Here is a 17,267-nt window from a genome sequence, read left to right as displayed (position 1 = left end):
GGGGTATTTTCCCGGGAACGGGCCGCGGTTCAAGCTCTATCCTTCTCCCTCTCCCCGTTCTTGCGGGAGAGGGAGAGGCGAGCCTACCCTTCCATCGCGTTCAACCGCTGCAGCCGGTCCTGCATGACCTTCTTCAGATCGTAGCCGGGGCGGCGGAAGCTGGCGTCGCGGGTGGCGAGGAAATCGCGCTGGGATCTGCGCAGATCGGCGGCCGCGCGCCGGTTCATCGATTTCAGCACGCGCTCATAGGCCTCGGCGAGCTGGCGATCGAGCGCGCCCAGTTGCGGATCGGCACAGATCACCTTCTCCACCTCGCGCTTGGCATGGGCGCAATCGAACGACGGACCGTTGCCGGAATTTGCGGCCAGCGGTTGTGGAGGCGCGGCGCCGAACTTCGCGATCTCCGCGATCATGGTGCGGCGGCCGTCCGCAGCGTTGGTATTGCCGGGATCGAGCCGCAGCGCGGTCTCGTAGTCGGCGAGGGCCTTCTTGCGGTCGCCCATCTTGGAATAGAGCACGGCGCGGTTGTTGTAGGTCTTCGCGAAGTCAGGATCGAGCTTCAGCGCGGCCTCGTAATCGCCGAGCGCTGCGCCGAACTCGCCCTTGAACTGGTAGGAATCACCACGGTTGGTGAAGAAGTTCGGTTTCGGCGCCAGCCGCAGCGCCTGGTCGTAATCGGAGATCGCCTTGTCGTAGTCCTTCATCGCGGCATAGGAGAGCCCGCGATTGTCGTAATACTCAGGCACCTTCGGATCGAGCCTGATCGCCTCGCTGTCGTCGGCGATCGACTTGTCGAGCTGGCCGAGCTTCTTGTAGGCGGCACCGCGGTTGGTGTAGCTGCGCGCCCGGTTCGGATCGAGCCGAAGCGCCTCGCTGAGATCGGCGACCGCCTTGTCGTTGTCGCCGTTGAGGTAATAGGTCGCGCCGCGGTCGGACCAGGCCTGCGCATAATCCGGCCTCAGCTTGATCGCCTGGTCGTAGTCTGCGATCGCGCGGTCGAGCCGGCGCTGATTGGTGTAGGCGACGCCGCGCAGCTCATAGGCTTCGGCGTCCTGCGGGTCGAGCTCGATCGCCTTGCCGAGATCGGACGTGGCGCGGTTGAGATCACCGCCCGCTTCGCGCAACAGGTCGCCGCGCAGGCGCCAGGCCCGGGCGTTCCTGCCGTCGAACGCGATGGCGCGGTCGATGTCCCGCAGTGCCTGCGTGAGGCCGCCCGATGTCCGCGCATTGGCATCGGCCCGCACCAGCAGCGCCGCGACGCGGTCGGAAATCGGGTTCGAGGTCTGGTCGATGATGGCGCTGCACGCCGAGAGGATTTCGGCTGGTGCGGCCTTGCTGCCCATGACGCAATCGGCGGCGGCAGATGCCGGGACGGCGAGGGCAATACTGATCGCGGCGCCGAGGAGGAAGGTGTGCAGCCGGCCATTTGTGATCGGGAACACTTGCGCGGAAGAACGCGAGCCGCACATGGCGACAACTCCGTGACATCAGGTTTTCCCGTTGTCGCGGCGGGGGGAGAATGGGTTCAAATTGGGGCTACCCACGCCGTCATGGCCGGGCATGACGACCTCTTTTGAGGTTAGAACCTCAATACCCGTCCACCCCGTTCAGCCGCTGCAGTCGCTCCTGCATCGCCTTCTTCAAATCATACCCCGCTCGGCCGAAGCCTGCGTTCCGGCGGGCGATGAAGTCGTCCTGCTCGCGCTGGAACTTCTTCGCCTCGCCCTCGCTGCCGGCCTCGCGGATCACGCGCGCATTGGCCGCATAGACCTCACGATCGAGGTCGGCGAGCTCGCGGTTTCCACAGATCGCCTTCTCGACGGGGCGGCGCGCACCGGCGCAATTGAAGCTGGGCTTGCCGGCGACCGCCATCTGCGCGCCGATCCGCTCGAGCTCGCGTGCCATCGCCCTGTGATTGGCCCTGGCCTTTTCGTGGTTCGGATCGATCCGCAACGCCGCACCGAAATCCTGCACGGCCTTGGGCTTGTCGCCCTTCTTCAGCCAGAGCTCGCCACGCGCGTTGAACACGTCGGCCAGCGAGGGATCGAGCAGCAACGCGCGGCTGTCGTCGGCGATGGCGCGGTCGATCTGGTCGTGCCGCGCCAGCAGCGCCCCACGCGCGACCAGTGCCTTGATCAGATCGGGCTTTGCGGTCTTCTCGTTGTCGATGACGGCGGCGCAGGCCGGGCCCGCCTTGTCCATGTCGTCGGCAGCCGTTGCGGCGAGGCATGCAGCGACGTCGACCTGCACTGTCGCCATCGGCTCGCCCCCTGTCGCGGCCTCGGCCGGGCCGGACAGGAGCGCTGCGAGCACCACGGCTCCTGACATCCGAATGGGTTTCTGAAAACGCATGCTCGTTGCAGTCGGAAGGTCTTGCTTTCTGGCTACACTATCCATCATACGGCCGGATTGGTGCTAGCCTGTGGCGCCGCTCACATCGGTTTCGGGGATCGTCTTGTCGACATTCGAATGGATCATCGTGCTCCTGCTCGGCGCCGTTGCCTTATCGGCGCTGGCACGGCGGATCAAGGTCCCCTACCCGACCTTTCTCGCCATCGGCGGCGCTCTGATTGCGTTCGTGCCCCACAGCCCGACATGGACGCTCGAACCCGATCTGGCATTGGCGCTTTTTGTCGCACCGGTTCTGCTGGACGCCGCCTTCGACACATCCTTGCGCGACCTGCGCAACAACTGGGTTCCGGTCTCGACCCTGGTCGTGGCCGCGGTGGGCCTTACCACGATCGGCGTCGCCTATGTGGCACATCGGCTGATGCCTGACATGCCCTGGGCCGCCGCGGTCGCGCTCGGCGCCATCGTGGCGCCGCCGGATGCCGCGGCCGCAGTCGCGATCCTGAGCCAGGTCAAGCTGCCCCACCGCATGGTGAAGGTGCTGGAAGGTGAAAGCCTGCTCAACGACGCCAGCGCGCTGCTGATCTATCGGATCGCGGTCGGCGCCGTCGTCATGGAGCACCTGAAATGGAGCGAGGTCGCGCCGACAATCGCGCTCGGCCTGGTCGGCAGCGTGCTGGCCGGCCTTGCTGCGGGCCGCATCGTCCCGCCGATCATGGAGCGGATCACGGAGGTGCCGAGCGCGATCATCGTGCAATTCGCCACCACCTTCATGATCTGGATCGGCGCCGAGCATCTCGGCCTCTCCGGTATCCTCACCATCGTCGTCTATGCCATCACGATCGCGCAGACGGCACCGGCCCGCATGCCGGCACGGCTGCGGGTGCCGTCCTACGCGGTTTGGGAAACGACGGTGTTCGTCCTCAACGTGCTCGCCTTCATGCTGATCGGCATGCAGATGCGGCCGATCTGGACCAAGCTGGACGCGGATGTGCGCTGGGAATATTGCGTGGCCGCGGCGTGGATCCTGACGACCGTCATTCTCGTCAGGCTGCTCTGGATCACGTTCTACCGCACCACGCTCCGCGTGCTGATCGCCCGCGGGATCTATCACCCGAAGGATCCGAAGCAGGTTGCCTCGCCCAAGGGCGGCCTCATCATCTCCTGGTGCGGCATGCGCGGCCTGGTCACGCTCGCCACCGCCTTCGCGTTGCCGGAGAATTTTCCCTATCGCGACTTCATCGTCTTCATCGCCTTCGCGGTGGTGCTGGGATCGCTGATCATCCAGGGCTTGACGCTGCGGCCGCTGATCCTGGCCTTCGGCCTCAAGGACGACGATCCCGTCGGCATCGAGGTCGCGCGCGCCCGCGCCATCGCCTATCGCGCCGCGCTCGATGCGATCGAGGACGATCCGTCGGAGGAGGCCGAGATCCTGCGGCTCGAATACCGCGCCATCCTGATGCAGGCGGACGACGATCCACACGGCGGCATCGCCAACGGCGAACTCCCCGCCGATCCCCTGCGCCGCCGCGCCATCGAGGCTGCGCGCAAGTCGATCTTCGACCTCCGCACCACCGAAGTCATCGGCGACGACGCGTTTCACCGGTTGGAGGAGGAGTTGGATCGGGCGGAATTGAGCGCGGGGGGATGAACCCGGCGCGGGAAGGGGCCGTATCTGGGAGATGACAGACTCATCGATCGAACCAAACTGCCCCTCCCCGGACTCATTCCAGATGACGACCTTGATCGACGACCGTCGTGTGCGCGCGCGTGATGCGTCGCCCGCACGATATTTTTACCTCCACATGGCGCTGGCCTGCGCAGCCACCGCCTTCCTCGGCTTCGCGCCGACCTATTGGGTGCCGCTCGTCCACCGGACATTTTCCGCGAGCCCGGTGATTCATTTTCACGGACTCTTGTTCTTCACCTGGACACTTTATTTTGTGCTCCAGACCTGGCTGGCGGCGTCGGGCCGCGTGGTCAATCACCGTTCGCTCGGAATTGCCGGCGTCTCGCTTGCGACCGCGATGACGATCTTCGGCTTCCTCGCCTCCGTGCATGTGATGCAGCATTCCGCTGCGCTTGGGCAGAAGGACGCCGGCATCGCCTTCTCGATCGTGCCGATGAGCGGGATCGCGTTCTTCGCAGTGATATTCGTGCTCGCCATCATGAATACGCGCAGGCCCGAGATCCACAAGCGCTTGATGCTCCTCGCCGCAGTCTCGATCCTCGACGCCGCAATCGCGCGCTGGTTTCTGACCTTCCTCGCACCTCCCGGGCCGCCGGGTCCGCCGCCAGTGCCGGTGACGATCGCCCCGGCGGTGGTCGCCTCGCTGCTGCTCGTCGTCGCCATGGTGCGAGACTGGCGCGTCGAGGGCCGTGTGCATCCGGTCTACATCACCGGCACGCTCGCGCTGCTGGCCGTGAAGGTGCTGAACTGGCCGATCAGCGAGACGGCGGCGTGGCACGCCTTCGCCGGAGGGATTTTGGCGCTGGCGCAGTAAGTCCTGTAGCCGCAGCATCAATGTAGCGCCGTCACCCTGAAGTGGCCGCTTCTTCAGCGGCCCTCGAAGGGCGACGGCCCGGCTGCAGCGGGGCCGTTCATCCTTCGAGGCTCCCGGCGCGATGCCTTGCATCGCGCCACTCGCGCCTCAGGATGACGGGGCTAGCTGAAGCCAGATCAGGCCCCCGCCTTGCACGTGATCCCGCCGTCCACCACGAGCTCGATCCCCGTCACATATCTCGACTCGTCCGAGGCCAGGAACAGCGCGGCGTTGGCGACGTCGAACGCGTCGCCCATATGGCCCATCGGCACCTGCGCATCGCGGGCTCGCCACATCGCCTCGACATCGCCCTTGGCGTAGCTGTTGGCGAGGCCGGCGGAATGCTCCACCATCGGCGTCTTCATCAGGCCCGGCAGGATCGCATTCACCCGGACATGGTGCTTCGCGAACTCGATTGCCGTGGTGCGGGTCATCTGGTTCATGGCGGCCTTCGAGGTGCCGTAGGTGACGTAGGAGATGCCCATGTGGCGGATCGAGGCGATCGAGGAAATATTGATGATCGAGCCGCCACCCTGCTTCACCATCACGGGGATCACGTGCTTCATGGCGAAATAGGCGCTCTTGAGGTTGACGCTGAAGACGCGGTCCCAGCTCTCTTCGGTCACCTCGACGACGCTGCCCATCTCGGCGATGCCGACATTGTTGTCGAGCACGTCGATGCGGCCATAGGCCTTGAGGCACGCCGCGACCATCGCCTCGATCTCGGCAGGCCGCGAGACGTCGGCGGTGAATGCGGTTGCCTTGCCGCCCTCGCCGGTGATGATCCTGGCAGTCTCTTCCGCGGCTGCGCCGCTGCGGTCGACGCAAAACACCTGCGCGCCCTCGCGCGCAAAGGTCGCCGCGGTCGCCTTGCCGTTGCCCCAGCCGGGGCCGATCGACCCGGCGCCCACCACCATCGCAACCTTGCCCTTGAGCCGGTCCATCGCATCTCTCCCTTATTTCTGCTGTTCGTCGCAGATGCTCATCTTGGTGACGTTAGCACCGATGGGATGGCCGACAATCTCCGAAAGCGTCCGGCACGTCCCGTCATGGCATAGCCGCCATTCGCCGGCGGCGCCGGAATTGCCGAGCACGACCTCCGGCATCGGAGCGCGCTTCGGCTGCCATTGAAACCAGCCGTCGACGAGCCGCGCCTCGGGCGGCGGCTCCATGCCGGGGCCGGTGCCCTTGACGCGGGCCTGCACGAGTTCGAGACCCGCGGGCGTGACGCGCCAATCTTCCTGCCAGTCGACCTTCGCGATCGAATGCGTCCAGACAAGCGTGAACGCGGACAGCGCCAGCGCCTTCACGCCGCCGGCCGTTGCGAAGCAGAGGCTCACACCGCCTCGACGACGGCAGGCGGACGCTGCCGCCATTGCCACAGCACGAGTGCCGCCGAGAGCACGAAGCCCGCGGTGTCACTGAACGGGAAGTCGCCGAGCAGGCACAGCGCGGCGCCCAGCGCCACCACGCGCTCGAGCAGCAACAGCCGCGTGAACAGGAAGCCGATCGCGACCATGCCGAACAGCGCGATCGCCACCAGCGCCTTGAAGCTCGCCAGCGCCACCGCGCCGTAGAAGCCGAGCCTGGCCGCCATGGGATCGCCGGCCTGCAGCATCAAGGCCGGCGAATAGACGAAGATGAAGGGGATGACGTAGCCGGCAAGCGCAATGCGCATCGCCTCCCAGCCGATCTTGTCCGGGTTCTCCTTCGCGATCGGCGCGGCCGCAAGAGCTGCGAGCGCGACCGGCGGCGAGAGGTCGGCCATGATGCCGTAGTAGAACGCGAACATGTGGCTCGCGATCAGCGGCACGCCGAGTTTCGCCAGCGCCGGCGCGGCAAGCGCTGCGGTGATGATGTAGGTCGGGATGGTCGGGATGCCGGTGCCGAGCAGGATCGACAGCAGCATGGTCATGATCAGTGCCAGGAACAGGCTCTTCTCGCCGAGACCGATCACCCAGCTGCCGAAGATGGTGCCGACGCCGGTCTGCGACATCATGCCGATGATGACGCCGACGATGGCGCAGGCCATGCCGACGGTGATGGCGGATTTTGCGCTTTCAGCAAGCGAATCACGGCATGAGCGCAGTGCCGCAACACCACCACGGACGAAGGCCGTGACGAGGACCAGAGCGATCACGACGCAGCCGACCGGCACGATCTTCAGCCCGTCATGCGAGAGCGCGGCAACGACCAGCGCGAGCCCGATCCAGAAGATGTAGCGGATCAGCATCGAGGACGCGCCGGCCGTGATGCTCGCGCCCAGGATCAGCGTCACCGTCAGCGCGAGACCCATGCTGCCGGCATAGAGCGGCGTGAAGCCCTCGAACAGCATGTAGACAAGGGCTGCGAGCGGCAACACCAAGTACCAGCCCTTCACCAGCGCCTTCCAGGCGCTCGGCGTTTCCGAACGCTTCATACCGTGCAGGCCGTGCTTGCCGGCTTCCAGATGCACCATCCAGAAAGCGGAGGCGAAATAGAGCACTGCGGGGATCGCGGCCGCTTTCACGATCTCCGAGTACTGAACGCCGAGCGTCTCCGCCATGATGAACGCGACCGCGCCCATCACCGGCGGCATGATCTGGCCGCCCATCGAGGCCGTCGCCTCGACGCCGGCGGCAAAGGCGCGGCGGTAGCCGAACCTGATCATCAAGGGGATCGTGAACTGGCCGACGGTAACGACGTTGGCGACGCCGGAGCCCGAGATCGTACCCATCATGCCCGAGGCGAACACCGCGACCTTGGCAGGTCCACCGCGGGTCCGGCCGAACAGCCCGAGCGAAACGTCGGTGAAGAGCTGGATCATGCCGGCGCGCTCCAGGAACGAACCGAACAGGATGAACAGGAAGATGTAGGTCGCCGAGACGTAGATCGGCACACCGTAGAAGCCTTCGGTGCCGTAGGACAGATGCGTGACGATCTGGTCGAAGTCATAGCCGCGATGGTTCAGCGGCGACGGCAGGTACTGCCCGAAGAACCAATAGACGAGACACGCACCGCACATCAGCGGCAGCGCCGCACCCATCAGGCGCCGCGTGCCCTCGAAGATCAGCACTGCGAGCAGCGTGCCGACAGCGAGGTCGAGCCTGGTCGGATCGCCGTCACGCGCGATCAAATCGGCGTAGAAGATCCACTGATAGAGACCGCAGAAGAAACCGGCGCCGCCGATCGTCCAACCGAGCGCACGGCCGAAATTGCTCTTCGCGGTGAAGTTGGCGATCAGGCCGAAGGTGAGCAGGACCAGGAAGCCGACGTGGACGCCACGCACCACCTGGCTCGGCAGATAGTTGAAGGCCGCGACATAGAGCTGGAAGGTCGCAAAGGCGATGCCGATCCAGTAGGCGAGCGCGCCCCACCAGCCCGGGCCAAAACCTTCCGGAAAACCGTGCTCGAAATTGTCGAACTCGACCTTGATGGGCGCCGCGTCGGTACCCTCAGCCTGCAACATCGATCTGTCCCCGCGCCCATGCCCGGGCTTGACCCGGGCATCCATCGAGAGATGACTGTTCGAGGATGGATGGCCGGGTCAAGCCCGGCCATGACACCTGTGTTACTTGATCAGCCCTTTTTCCTTGTAATAGCGGATCGCGCCGGGATGCAGCGGAACCGGGCTTCCGGTGGCCGCCGTCTCGAGCTTGATCTCCTTGCCCGCCGCGTGCGCGTTGGCGAGCTCGGGCAGCGACTCGTAGACCAGCTTCGTCATTTGATAGGCGAGGTCGTCCGACACTGCCGAGGAGGTCACGAGGTAGTTGACCACGGCCGCGGTCGGCACGTCCTTGTCCTGGCCGGTATAGGTGTTGGCCGGGATCACCGCCGAGATGAAGGGCGGGCCGATCTTGTCGACGGTCTCCTTCGGTACCGCAACCACCGTGATCGGGGCCGAGGTCGAGAGATCCTTGAGCGAAGCCACGCCGAGGCCCGCCGATTGCAGGGTCGCCGCGAGCTGGCGGTTCTTCATCAGGTCGACGGATTCGGCGAACGGCAGATATTCCACCTTGCCGAGATCCTTGTAGGTCATGCCGGCGGCGGCCAGGATCGCGCGCGAGTTCAGCTCGGTGCCCGACTTCGGCGCGCCGACCGACAGGCTCTTGCCCTTGAGGTCGGCGAGCGTCTTGATGCCGCTCTCGGCGGTCGCGACGATCTGGATGTAGTTCGGATAGATCGCGCCGATGGTGCGCAGCTTGTCCAGCTTCGTCTTGAAGCCGGCTTCCTCGTCGCCATCCCAGGCGGCTTTCAGCGAGTCGCCCAGCGTGAACGCCAGTTCGCCGCGGCCCTGCTGGAGCAGAATGAGATTTTCGACCGACGCCTTGGTGGCCTGCACCTGCGTCTTCACGTTCGGAATCTTGTCGCCGTAGATCTTCCCGATCGCGACCCCGAGCGGATAGTAGACGCCGGAGGTGCCCCCGGTCAGTACGTTGATGAAGGATTGCGCCTGCGCGCAAGGTGCCGACGCCGCCAGAGCCAAAGCCGCGGCCACGCCGAAAATCGTCCGTTTCATGGTTGTTGTACTCCCCAAACCGGCGGCGAAATTGGCCGGATGAGGCGGACGGGTCAACCCATCCAAAAGGCAAAACAGGGCTGCGGAAGCGATTGTTTTGGCTGGGCTTTGAGGGAACCCGGTGGGTGCGGCGACGTGGCGCAGCCGGATCGTCGGCATCCGCCTCGCCGCCGCAGGCAGGCCGTCATTGGAAAGTCATGTCCACGCACTTGGAAATGTCGGAGCCGAGCCCGGAGGAGATGGTGATGCAGCCGCGAATCTTCTGCGCGGTCATGTCGGCCGCCCAGACCGAGTAACCGCCGGGGCCGAAGAACGAGTTGGTGTTCGGCGGCTCGGTCTCGGTTGCGTCGAAATCATAGTGGCCATCCGCCTCGAAGATGCGCGGCTTCTTGGTGCAGCCACCGTCCGTCTGGACGTTGATGACTTCCTTGTTGTCGCGGGTCAGCGCCAGCGAGACCTGGCAGCGGAAATATTCCGAGGTCTTGGTGTTGAAGAGATAGGTGTAGGACTTGCAGGTCGCCGTGTTGAGCTTGCCGGGGGCAAGACCGCGGCTGCACGAAATCCGCTGGTTGTGGCTGAGCTGGAAGTCATCGGCCCGGGCGGCCTGCGCCAGCGCCGTCAGCGACACCGCAGCGATTCCGCAGAATTTAATGACATGGCGCATTCGAATCATCCCCACCAATATCTTTGTCGTGTTGCGTTCTAGACTGAAAGCGGAACATAGTCGCGAGGGGACGAAGGGAAAATCACAAACTGCTGGGCAAGGTGTGATGCGCTGCGGCGTCATCGCAAGTTGACCCGGATCTACCGTTCGTGATTTGTTCAAGCAAGGGCGCCCCGATTTTGGGGAGGATGGATGATGGCATTTTCAATCAAGACATTTGCAATCGTAGCTGCGCTCGGCGCACTCGCCGCTCCCGCCTGCGCGCAAAAAGCGGCAACGCCGTGGGAGCTCAGGCCGGACACCGGCTATGCCTATGACAAGGAAGGCAAGACCTTTTCCTACAAGATGGGCACCAGCAATGCCGGCGAACTCTTGAAGGGCGCCAAGAAGGTGCCCAAGGGCACGCTGTTCTTCATCGGCCAGAACGGCCAGCTCTACATGCGCAGCGGGCAATATCTGGAAGGGGACGGCAGGTTCAAGTTCGGGCCGGATCAGTAAACGCCACGAACACGGTGCGCGCTCCCTCACCCCGCTCTTGCGGGGAGAGATGAGGAGGCAACCAGCCAGTACCCTAGAACGCCGCTGCCAGTTCCCTTGCGCCGGGCTTGCTGCTGTTCGAATCCATCCGCGCGTCCGTCACGGCCAGCAGCTTCGCCACCGTGTTGTGGCGGATCGCAACCGGGTTGCGCTCGTAGCCGCCGCGCTGGAAGAAGTTCGAGGTCGGCACCTGCTCGCGCATCGCCTGCGGCATCGTCACCATGTCGAGGCCGGTGCCGTCGCCGGTGAGATTCATCATCTCGAGCTCGGCAGCAGTCAGCGGACGGGTATAGCCCTTGGCGCGGGCGAACAGCACCGAGGTCAGCAGCTTGTGGGTCTGCAGCATCGGGCCGATGTCGACGTCGAGCACCATTGCATGCATGGCCCAGCCCTGCGCGGTGTCGCCGATCTTCTCGTGCTCCGACCAGGAGTCCGGCACCGACTTCGCATGAGCCACCATCTTCTTCAGCACGGCAAGCTTGTGCTCGAGCGACTGCCGCGCCGGCCCTGAAGCGCGCGCCACTTTGTCTGACAGCGCGCGGATGAGCTCGCGGCCCTGCTCGGCCAGCAGTTCCACGCTGTTGGTGGTGAGCAGCTGGTTGTAGCCCATCGCGGTCGAGATCGCGCGCTTGCCGCCATGCTCGATGCCCGCCTGCACGTCGTAATTGCCGGTGCCGCCGGTTTCGAACGAATAGACCCGCACCGCCTGCTCGCGCGTGAGCCCGGAAGCGAGCGCATAGCGCGCATAGGCGCGCTTGAACTCGACCTCGTTCGCGGGGCGCTGCGGCGTGAATTGATAGAGATCCCGCGCGGCACGCAGCAGATCGGAGGCGACCGGAAGCGGCTTGCGAGGCGGCCGCTCCGGCGTTTCCTCCGGCTCCGGATTCACCGGCCGCTTCGGCCCGGTGTAAACCGGCGGCTGGTCCAGCACGTAGTCGTCGAGCGTGATTTGTTGTCCGCTGCGCCGCTTGGCGTTGCGCCCTTTCCGCTTCTCCGTGACCTGGCCCCAATAGGCGCCGGCCTCGGCATCGAATGCGCCGCGGATCTGCTGATACTCGGCCAGCTTGCGGCGATATTCGAGCACCGCAGGCGATGCGCCCCCGCCTTGCGCAAAAAACTGCGACAACAGCTGGGCGTTGGCATTGCTGACGGCCGGCGGCAGCGTGTCGGACTCGCCGCCGCGCGCAGCGGGAACGAGCAGGACGAGCACGAGTGGAACCAGCGCCAGATGTGTTCGAATCGAATGATGCATGCTGCCCTCTTAGCAGGCATCCGGTAACCGTCACGTTAACGCGCCGTTTACCATCATTTCCAGGCGAAAACGGGCTGTTCCAGGTCGGCGACGCGGGTCTGCCGCCCCGCCAGCAGCTCGCGGAACTGGTAGATCAGCGCCGCGGTCGGCGCGTGGATCAGGCTCATCTGGTGATGGAAGCGAATCACGCGACGGGCGCTTTCGGGGATGGCGGTGAAATCGAAGGCGTCGTCGCGTTCAATCGTGTCGAGCGCGATGCGATGGACGGAGGCGACTTCGTCCGGGTTCGGCACGATCGCATCACTGCTCGAGGCCCAGACCACGACCGGCGTGATCAGATAACCGGAGCGCGTCGGATAATCATCGAGCAGGCCGAGCACTGCATCGGCCGGAAGCTTGAGCGCAAGCTCTTCGTCGAGCTCGCGCAGCGCCGCCTCGACCGGCGTCTCGCCGGCATCGCAGCGTCCACCCGGCAGCGCCCACTGGCCGCGATGGGAGCGCAAACTCGATGCGCGTCTGGTCAGCAGAAACGCCGTGTCGTCGCCGTCATGGGATGCGGTCAGCGCCAGTACCACCGCGGCGCGCTTCAGTGCCGACGGCCCGGCTGCATCCGGCAGCCGCGCGAAGGACGCGCAGGCCTCTTCGATATTCCGTCTGGTGGCATCGCCGAAAGCTCTCATGATGCTTGACTACACCAGGACCGCGCTCGATGAAACGAGGAGAGACACGTGTTGCAAGGATGGACGGAGCGATGACCAGCAAGGCCACAGCGAAGCTCAAATCCGACGGCTGGACCATCCTGGAGACGACAGGCTTCATGCATCTGGTCGGCCCGTTGTGGGAGCGCAAGGTCGGCGGCCAGTACGAGTTCGCACTCGCGACCGAAGACAAGCACCACAACCGCCGCGGCATGGTTCAGGGCGGCGTGATGATGACCTTCGCGGACCGCACCTGCGGCATGACCGCCCGCTACGTCTCCGGCAAGGAGTACATGGCAACGGTGCAGCTCGACACTCATTTCGTCGAGGCCGGCAAGATCGGCGACATTCTGATCTCCCGCCCCCGCGTGGTGCGCTCGACCCGCAGCCTGATCTTCATGAGCACAGAGGTGACGGTCGACGACCGCTGCATCGTGATGGCGAACGGCGTATTCAAGATCTTGAAGGGGCCGGCGTAGGGTCTGCGGTCAGGCTCCCGCCGCTGCGCATCGCGCCCTCCCCTGTCGTCGCCCGGCTTGACCGGATGCATCTCTGCATTGCTCCGCTACGCTCGCAATGACCGGCGTAGCTGGCTATGGTGTCCCGCAACGGAAGCCTCGAGGAAACAGCCCATGCAATACCGCCAACTCGGCCGCAGCGGCCTGAAAGTCTCGCCGATTTGCCTGGGCACCATGATGTTCGGCGGGCCGACCGATGAGGCGGCATCAAGGCGCATCATCGCCAAGGCGCATGATGCCGGCATCAACTTCATCGACACAGCGGATGCTTATTCGAAGGGCGGCTCCGAGGAAGTCGTCGGTCGCGCCATCGGCAACATCAGGCACGCCTGGGTGCTCGCGACAAAGCTCGCCAATCCCATGGGGAATGATCCTAATCGCGGCGGGCTGTCGCGGCGCTGGATGTTGCAGGCGGCGGAGGAGAGCCTGAAGCGGCTCGGCACCGACCACATCGACATCTACTATCTGCACAAGGAAGACCATGCGACGCCGCTGGAGGAGACGGTGCGCGCGATGGGCGACCTGATCCGATCAGGCAAGATCCGCTATTTCGGCGTGTCGAACTACCGCGCCTGGCGCGTCGCCGAGATCTGCAACATCTGCGACCGACTCGGCATCGACCGTCCCGTGGTGAGCCAGCCCTACTACAACGCGATGAACCGCATGCCCGAGGTCGAGCATTTTCCGGCCTGCTCCTATTATGGCCTCGGCATCGTGCCCTACAGCCCGCTGGCGCGCGGGGTGCTCACCGGCAAGTACAAGCCCGACGCCGCTCCGGACAAGGAGACACGCGCGGGCCGCAACGACGTCAGGATGATGCAGACCGAGTGGCGACCAGAATCGCTCCAGCTCGCGCAGGAGATCAAGACCCACGCCGAGAAGAACGGCATCACCGCCGGGCAATTCGCGGTCGCCTGGGTGCTGAACTCCGCCTTCGTCTCGTCGATCGTCGCAGGCCCGCGCACCGAGGAGCAGTGGGACGGCTACATCAGCGCGCTCGACTACCGCTTCACCGCGGAAGACGAGGCGCTGATCGACCGGCTGGTCGTGCCGGGCCATCCCTCGACACCGGGCTACAACGATCCGGCCTATCCGATCGAAGGACGCCGCGCGCGGACGGCGTGAGAGCGGGAGACGACGATGGCGCATGAAGACCGCTACGGCCTGCAGCTCTCCACCACCTCCGATCAGGCCGCATCCGCCTATCGGGAAGGCGTCGATCTCATGCTTGCTGGGTGGACCGGCACGGCGGAGGCGCTGGAGCGCGCCATCGCCGCCGATCCCGATTTCGCGCTGGCCCACATCACCCGCGCCCGCGTCCACGCCTTCTACCAGCAAGGCGATCTCGCTCGCCAGAAGGCCGCAGCGGCGCGCGAGCTCGTCACCAAACGTGGCACCGAGCGCGAGCGCTCGCATGTCGAGACGCTGGCGCTCGCGATCGAGGGACGCGGGGCCGACGCGATCGCAGCCATGTCCAGGCATATCGAGCGCTGGCCGCGCGATGCCGTGGTGCTGTCGCTGCCGCTCGGCGCGTTCGGCCTGTTCGCCTTCTCCGGCATGGCCGATCACGACCGCGCGCGGCACGAGCTCTGCCAACGCGTCGCGCATCATTACGGCGAGGACTGGTGGTTCCTCACCATGTCCGGCTGGGCGATGACCGAGAATGGCGACGTCGCGCGCGGCCGCGCTGTGACCGAGCGCGGCTTCGACCTTCGTCGCGCCAACGCCCATGCCGCGCACGCCGTGCTGCATGCGATGTTCGAGGATGGCTCTATCGAGGACGCCGACCGCCTCGTCGACGCGTGGATTCCGACCTATGACCGCGCCGGCATCCTGCACGGCCATATCTTGTGGCACCAGGCGCTCGGTGCGCTTGAGCACGGCGATGCCGCTCGCGCACTCAAAATCTATGCCGACGTGCTCCAGCCCTCCGCCACCCAGGCGCCGCCGCTCAACGTCATCACCGACAGTGCCTCGCTGCTCTGGCGCCTGTCGGCTTACGGCCACGCGGTGCCGAAGCCGCTCTGGGTCGAGGCCGACGCCGCGGCGCAAAAACTGTTCCCGAAATCGGGCCTGCCCTTCGCCGACGTCCACATGGCGTTGCTCGCAGCCGCGACGCAAAACCGCGAGGCGCTTGCCGCGCGCCTTGCCGTCATCGAGCAGCGGCTCAGCGACGGCAAGCTGCCGGCCGGTGTCGTGGTGCCGGCGATCTGCCGCGCACTGGCAGCCTTTGCGGGTGGGAACTACGCGACTTGCGTGCGCGAGCTGGAGCCAGTCCTTGGCGAGGTGGTGCGCATCGGCGGCAGCCATGCGCAGCGCGAGCTGATCGAGGACACGTTCCTCGTCGCCCTGATGCGCAGCGGCGAGCTGCCGCGCGCCCGCGAGCTGCTCGACGCCCGCCTGCACCGCCGCCCATCCTTGCGCGATAGGCGCTGGCAGGCAGCGATGGCTTGAGGCAGGATGGAGACAACAGACCGGAGGACGCCCATGACCGAGATCGTTGCGCTGGAGGCGCTGGCTGCGCGCGTTGCACCTGGCCAGTCGCTGGCAATCCCCGTCGACGGTTCGGGCGTGGCGATGGCGGCGACCGCAGCGCTGTTGGAGGCCGGCATCCATGACCTCAAGCTGATCTGCGTGCCGATCTCGGGCATGCAGGCCGATCTCCTGATCGGCGCAGGTAGCATCGCCTCGCTCGAAACCAGCGCGGTGTCTCTGGGCGAAGCCGGCGCCGCGCCGCGCTTCACGGCCGGCGTCAAGAACGGCTCCTTCACGATCCGCGACTCCACCTGCCCCGCGATCTATGCCGGCCTGCTCGCCGCGCAGAAGGGCGTGCCGTTCATGCCGATCGCCGGCATCATCGGCAGCGATCTGCTCAACGTGCGGCCGGACTGGCGGGTGATCGACAGTCCCGTCGGCGAGACGCGCAAGGTGGTCGTGGTGCCCGCGATCTCGCCTGATGTCGCGCTGTTTCACGCGCCCGAGGCCGACCGTGCCGGCAATGTCCGCATCGGCCGGCATCGCGAACTCGCCGACCTCGCTTATGCTTCGAAGCGCACGCTGGTCACCGTGGAGCGCATCGTCGATCGCAATCTGCTGGAAAGCGAGGATTCCGCCGCTGGCGTGCTGCCCTCGCTCTATGTCGACGGCATCGCGGTCGCCGCGCGCGGCGCGTGGCCGCTGGCGCTGTGGGACGAATATCCGGCCGACGAGGCCGAGATCGCGCGCTACGCGGCGATGGCGCGCAGCGAGGACGGCTTTCGCGCCTATCTCTCGACCTTCCTGACCCATCGCAGGCAGGTGGCCTGATGTCTGCCGAACGCGAGCGCCGCGAGATCCTGATCGCCACCATCGCCGATCTGCTCGACGGCATCCGTCATGTCGCCGTCGGCGCGTCGTCGCCGATCCCCGCAGCCGGCGCCATGCTGCTGCGCGCGCGCAACGAACTCAGTGGCAAGCCGCCGGTGCGCATCTCGATCCTGGGGTCGCAGGCGCACAACTTCTTCACCAATGGCGGCATCGAGCTGTTCGACTGTGCCGCGCAAGGCCGGGTCGACGCGTTCTTCCTCGGCGGCGGCCAGATCGACGGCCAGGGCAACATCAACCTGGTCGGCACCGGCGACTATCCCACCAGCAGCGTGCGCTGGCCCGGTTCGTTCGGCTCGGCCTATCTCTATCACCTCATCCCGCGCGTGATCCTGTTTCGCGAAGAACACTCGCAGCGCGTGTTCGTGCCCAAGGTCGATTTCGTCAGCGCCCGCGCCATCACGCCGGAGGTGCCACGCCGCGGCGGGCCGCATGCGCTGCTGACCAACATGGCGCTGTTCGACTTCGATCGCGAGGCGGGCAGCTTCGCACTTCGCTCCGTGCACCCGCCGTTCACACCAGCCGACATCCGTGAGAACACAGGCTTTGACTACCAGGAGGCCGAGGTCGTGCGCGAAACGCCGCGGCCCGATGCCGCGACGCTGACGCTGCTGCGCGGACGGGTTTTCGACGAATTGGCCGAGACTTATCCGGCCTTTGCGCGGACCATGAAGCAGGCGGCGTGATGTCGGCTCCCCTGCCCGCCACGAAAAAAACACCGGCCTGACGGCAAGTGCCTGCGGATGTGTTGGGGCGATCGGGGCGAATCGCCCATGGGTGGCGCGGTGGTATTCCAGACGGAATTGGTCAGGCAAACGGGGTCGCAACCAAATTGCGATTCGGGG

The 17,267-nt window shown here is 65.7% G+C and carries 17 protein-coding genes; 8 read left to right on the top strand and 9 right to left on the bottom strand.

The annotated features are described in order from the left end of the window. Window positions 1-83: 83 nt before the first annotated feature. Both XH90_RS04515 and XH90_RS04510 read right to left on the bottom strand, forming a co-directional pair. Window positions 84-1,469 carry a tetratricopeptide repeat protein gene (locus XH90_RS04515; protein WP_194479407.1) on the bottom strand — a complete coding sequence of 462 codons (1,386 nt, stop codon included), beginning with the start codon at window positions 1,467-1,469 and terminating at the stop codon, window positions 84-86. 118 nt (window positions 1,470-1,587) lie between these two features. Continuing rightward, complete coding sequence (locus XH90_RS04510) at window positions 1,588-2,352, bottom strand: tetratricopeptide repeat protein (RefSeq protein WP_194479406.1); 765 nt, start codon at window positions 2,350-2,352, stop codon at window positions 1,588-1,590. Window positions 2,353-2,422: 70 nt separating this feature from the next. On the opposite strand from XH90_RS04510, the gene XH90_RS04505 reads away from it, so the two are divergent. Continuing rightward, complete coding sequence (locus tag XH90_RS04505) at window positions 2,423-4,000, top strand: sodium:proton antiporter (RefSeq protein WP_194479405.1); 1,578 nt, start codon at window positions 2,423-2,425, stop codon at window positions 3,998-4,000. Window positions 4,001-4,082: 82 nt separating this feature from the next. Continuing rightward, window positions 4,083-4,853: a hypothetical protein gene (locus XH90_RS04500; protein WP_194479404.1), complete on the top strand. Its 771-nt coding sequence runs from the start codon at window positions 4,083-4,085 to the stop codon at window positions 4,851-4,853. Between the two features lie 176 nt (window positions 4,854-5,029). Here the strand turns inward: XH90_RS04500 and XH90_RS04495 are convergent, their stop codons facing one another. The 5 genes from XH90_RS04495 to XH90_RS04475 all read right to left on the bottom strand — a co-directional run bounded on the left by XH90_RS04495 (window position 5,030) and on the right by XH90_RS04475 (window position 10,054). After that, complete coding sequence (locus XH90_RS04495; RefSeq protein ID WP_194479403.1) at window positions 5,030-5,836, bottom strand: SDR family NAD(P)-dependent oxidoreductase; 807 nt, start codon at window positions 5,834-5,836, stop codon at window positions 5,030-5,032. Between the two features lie 12 nt (window positions 5,837-5,848). Continuing rightward, window positions 5,849-6,268 (bottom strand): DUF1850 domain-containing protein, encoded by a 420-nt coding sequence (locus tag XH90_RS04490; protein WP_194479402.1) that lies wholly within the window; start codon window positions 6,266-6,268, stop codon window positions 5,849-5,851. Next, window positions 6,229-8,340 (bottom strand): TRAP transporter permease, encoded by a 2,112-nt coding sequence (locus XH90_RS04485; RefSeq protein WP_194479401.1) that lies wholly within the window; start codon window positions 8,338-8,340, stop codon window positions 6,229-6,231. Before XH90_RS04485 ends, XH90_RS04490 begins: the two co-directional genes overlap by 40 nt. Before the next feature lie 102 nt (window positions 8,341-8,442). Beyond that, complete coding sequence (locus XH90_RS04480) at window positions 8,443-9,390, bottom strand: TAXI family TRAP transporter solute-binding subunit (protein ID WP_194479400.1); 948 nt, start codon at window positions 9,388-9,390, stop codon at window positions 8,443-8,445. A gap of 184 nt (window positions 9,391-9,574) precedes the next feature. Then, window positions 9,575-10,054, bottom strand: coding sequence for a hypothetical protein (locus XH90_RS04475; RefSeq protein ID WP_194479399.1), 480 nt, complete (start codon window positions 10,052-10,054; stop codon window positions 9,575-9,577). Window positions 10,055-10,249: 195 nt separating this feature from the next. Here XH90_RS04475 and XH90_RS04470 point away from each other — a divergent pair, with 195 nt between their 5' ends. Then, window positions 10,250-10,552: a hypothetical protein gene (locus tag XH90_RS04470; protein WP_194482589.1), complete on the top strand. Its 303-nt coding sequence runs from the start codon at window positions 10,250-10,252 to the stop codon at window positions 10,550-10,552. A gap of 73 nt (window positions 10,553-10,625) precedes the next feature. Here XH90_RS04470 and XH90_RS04465 read toward each other — a convergent pair whose 3' ends face one another. Both XH90_RS04465 and XH90_RS04460 read right to left on the bottom strand, forming a co-directional pair. Then, complete coding sequence (locus XH90_RS04465; RefSeq protein WP_194479398.1) at window positions 10,626-11,843, bottom strand: hypothetical protein; 1,218 nt, start codon at window positions 11,841-11,843, stop codon at window positions 10,626-10,628. A 53-nt stretch (window positions 11,844-11,896) separates the two neighbouring features. Then, window positions 11,897-12,523, bottom strand: coding sequence for a CoA pyrophosphatase (locus XH90_RS04460; RefSeq protein WP_194479397.1), 627 nt, complete (start codon window positions 12,521-12,523; stop codon window positions 11,897-11,899). A gap of 71 nt (window positions 12,524-12,594) precedes the next feature. Here XH90_RS04460 and XH90_RS04455 point away from each other — a divergent pair, with 71 nt between their 5' ends. The 5 genes from XH90_RS04455 to XH90_RS04435 all read left to right on the top strand — a co-directional run bounded on the left by XH90_RS04455 (window position 12,595) and on the right by XH90_RS04435 (window position 17,108). Then, window positions 12,595-13,020: a PaaI family thioesterase gene (locus XH90_RS04455; RefSeq protein ID WP_194479396.1), complete on the top strand. Its 426-nt coding sequence runs from the start codon at window positions 12,595-12,597 to the stop codon at window positions 13,018-13,020. Between the two features lie 153 nt (window positions 13,021-13,173). Continuing rightward, window positions 13,174-14,184: an aldo/keto reductase gene (locus tag XH90_RS04450; protein WP_194479395.1), complete on the top strand. Its 1,011-nt coding sequence runs from the start codon at window positions 13,174-13,176 to the stop codon at window positions 14,182-14,184. Window positions 14,185-14,199: 15 nt separating this feature from the next. After that, window positions 14,200-15,513 carry a tetratricopeptide repeat protein gene (locus XH90_RS04445; protein ID WP_194479394.1) on the top strand — a complete coding sequence of 438 codons (1,314 nt, stop codon included), beginning with the start codon at window positions 14,200-14,202 and terminating at the stop codon, window positions 15,511-15,513. 33 nt (window positions 15,514-15,546) lie between these two features. Beyond that, on the top strand, window positions 15,547-16,365 hold the full coding sequence (locus tag XH90_RS04440) for a CoA transferase subunit A (RefSeq protein ID WP_194479393.1): 819 nt from the start codon (window positions 15,547-15,549) through the stop codon (window positions 16,363-16,365). Further along, a complete protein-coding gene (locus XH90_RS04435) occupies window positions 16,365-17,108 on the top strand; it encodes a CoA-transferase (RefSeq protein WP_194479392.1) in 744 nt (247 codons plus the stop codon). The genes XH90_RS04440 and XH90_RS04435 overlap by 1 nt, the downstream gene beginning before the upstream one ends. The last annotated feature ends 159 nt before the right edge of the window (window positions 17,109-17,267 follow it).

The sequence above is a fragment of the Bradyrhizobium sp. CCBAU 53338 genome, from assembly GCF_015291665.1.
Classification (GTDB): domain Bacteria; phylum Pseudomonadota; class Alphaproteobacteria; order Rhizobiales; family Xanthobacteraceae; genus Bradyrhizobium.
The sequence above is the reverse complement of the archived record's forward strand: the minus strand, read 5'-3'. Positions and strand labels throughout refer to the sequence as shown.

What these genes read in the sequence shown, in the direction of transcription:
- XH90_RS04515 (WP_194479407.1), bottom strand. Translation starts at nt 1,469, where the DNA reads ATGTGCGGCTCGCGTTCTTCCGCGCAAGTGTTCCCGATCACAAATGGC.
- XH90_RS04510 (WP_194479406.1), bottom strand. Translation starts at nt 2,352, where the DNA reads ATGCGTTTTCAGAAACCCATTCGGATGTCAGGAGCCGTGGTGCTCGCA.
- XH90_RS04500 (WP_194479404.1), top strand. Translation starts at nt 4,083, where the DNA reads ATGACGACCTTGATCGACGACCGTCGTGTGCGCGCGCGTGATGCGTCG.
- XH90_RS04495 (WP_194479403.1), bottom strand. Translation starts at nt 5,836, where the DNA reads ATGGACCGGCTCAAGGGCAAGGTTGCGATGGTGGTGGGCGCCGGGTCG.
- XH90_RS04490 (WP_194479402.1), bottom strand. Translation starts at nt 6,268, where the DNA reads ATGGCGGCAGCGTCCGCCTGCCGTCGTCGAGGCGGTGTGAGCCTCTGC.
- XH90_RS04485 (WP_194479401.1), bottom strand. Translation starts at nt 8,340, where the DNA reads ATGTTGCAGGCTGAGGGTACCGACGCGGCGCCCATCAAGGTCGAGTTC.
- XH90_RS04480 (WP_194479400.1), bottom strand. Translation starts at nt 9,390, where the DNA reads ATGAAACGGACGATTTTCGGCGTGGCCGCGGCTTTGGCTCTGGCGGCG.
- XH90_RS04475 (WP_194479399.1), bottom strand. Translation starts at nt 10,054, where the DNA reads ATGCGCCATGTCATTAAATTCTGCGGAATCGCTGCGGTGTCGCTGACG.
- XH90_RS04470 (WP_194482589.1), top strand. Translation starts at nt 10,250, where the DNA reads ATGGCATTTTCAATCAAGACATTTGCAATCGTAGCTGCGCTCGGCGCA.
- XH90_RS04465 (WP_194479398.1), bottom strand. Translation starts at nt 11,843, where the DNA reads ATGCATCATTCGATTCGAACACATCTGGCGCTGGTTCCACTCGTGCTC.
- XH90_RS04460 (WP_194479397.1), bottom strand. Translation starts at nt 12,523, where the DNA reads ATGAGAGCTTTCGGCGATGCCACCAGACGGAATATCGAAGAGGCCTGC.
- XH90_RS04455 (WP_194479396.1), top strand. Translation starts at nt 12,595, where the DNA reads ATGACCAGCAAGGCCACAGCGAAGCTCAAATCCGACGGCTGGACCATC.
- XH90_RS04450 (WP_194479395.1), top strand. Translation starts at nt 13,174, where the DNA reads ATGCAATACCGCCAACTCGGCCGCAGCGGCCTGAAAGTCTCGCCGATT.
- XH90_RS04445 (WP_194479394.1), top strand. Translation starts at nt 14,200, where the DNA reads ATGGCGCATGAAGACCGCTACGGCCTGCAGCTCTCCACCACCTCCGAT.
- XH90_RS04440 (WP_194479393.1), top strand. Translation starts at nt 15,547, where the DNA reads ATGACCGAGATCGTTGCGCTGGAGGCGCTGGCTGCGCGCGTTGCACCT.
- XH90_RS04435 (WP_194479392.1), top strand. Translation starts at nt 16,365, where the DNA reads ATGTCTGCCGAACGCGAGCGCCGCGAGATCCTGATCGCCACCATCGCC.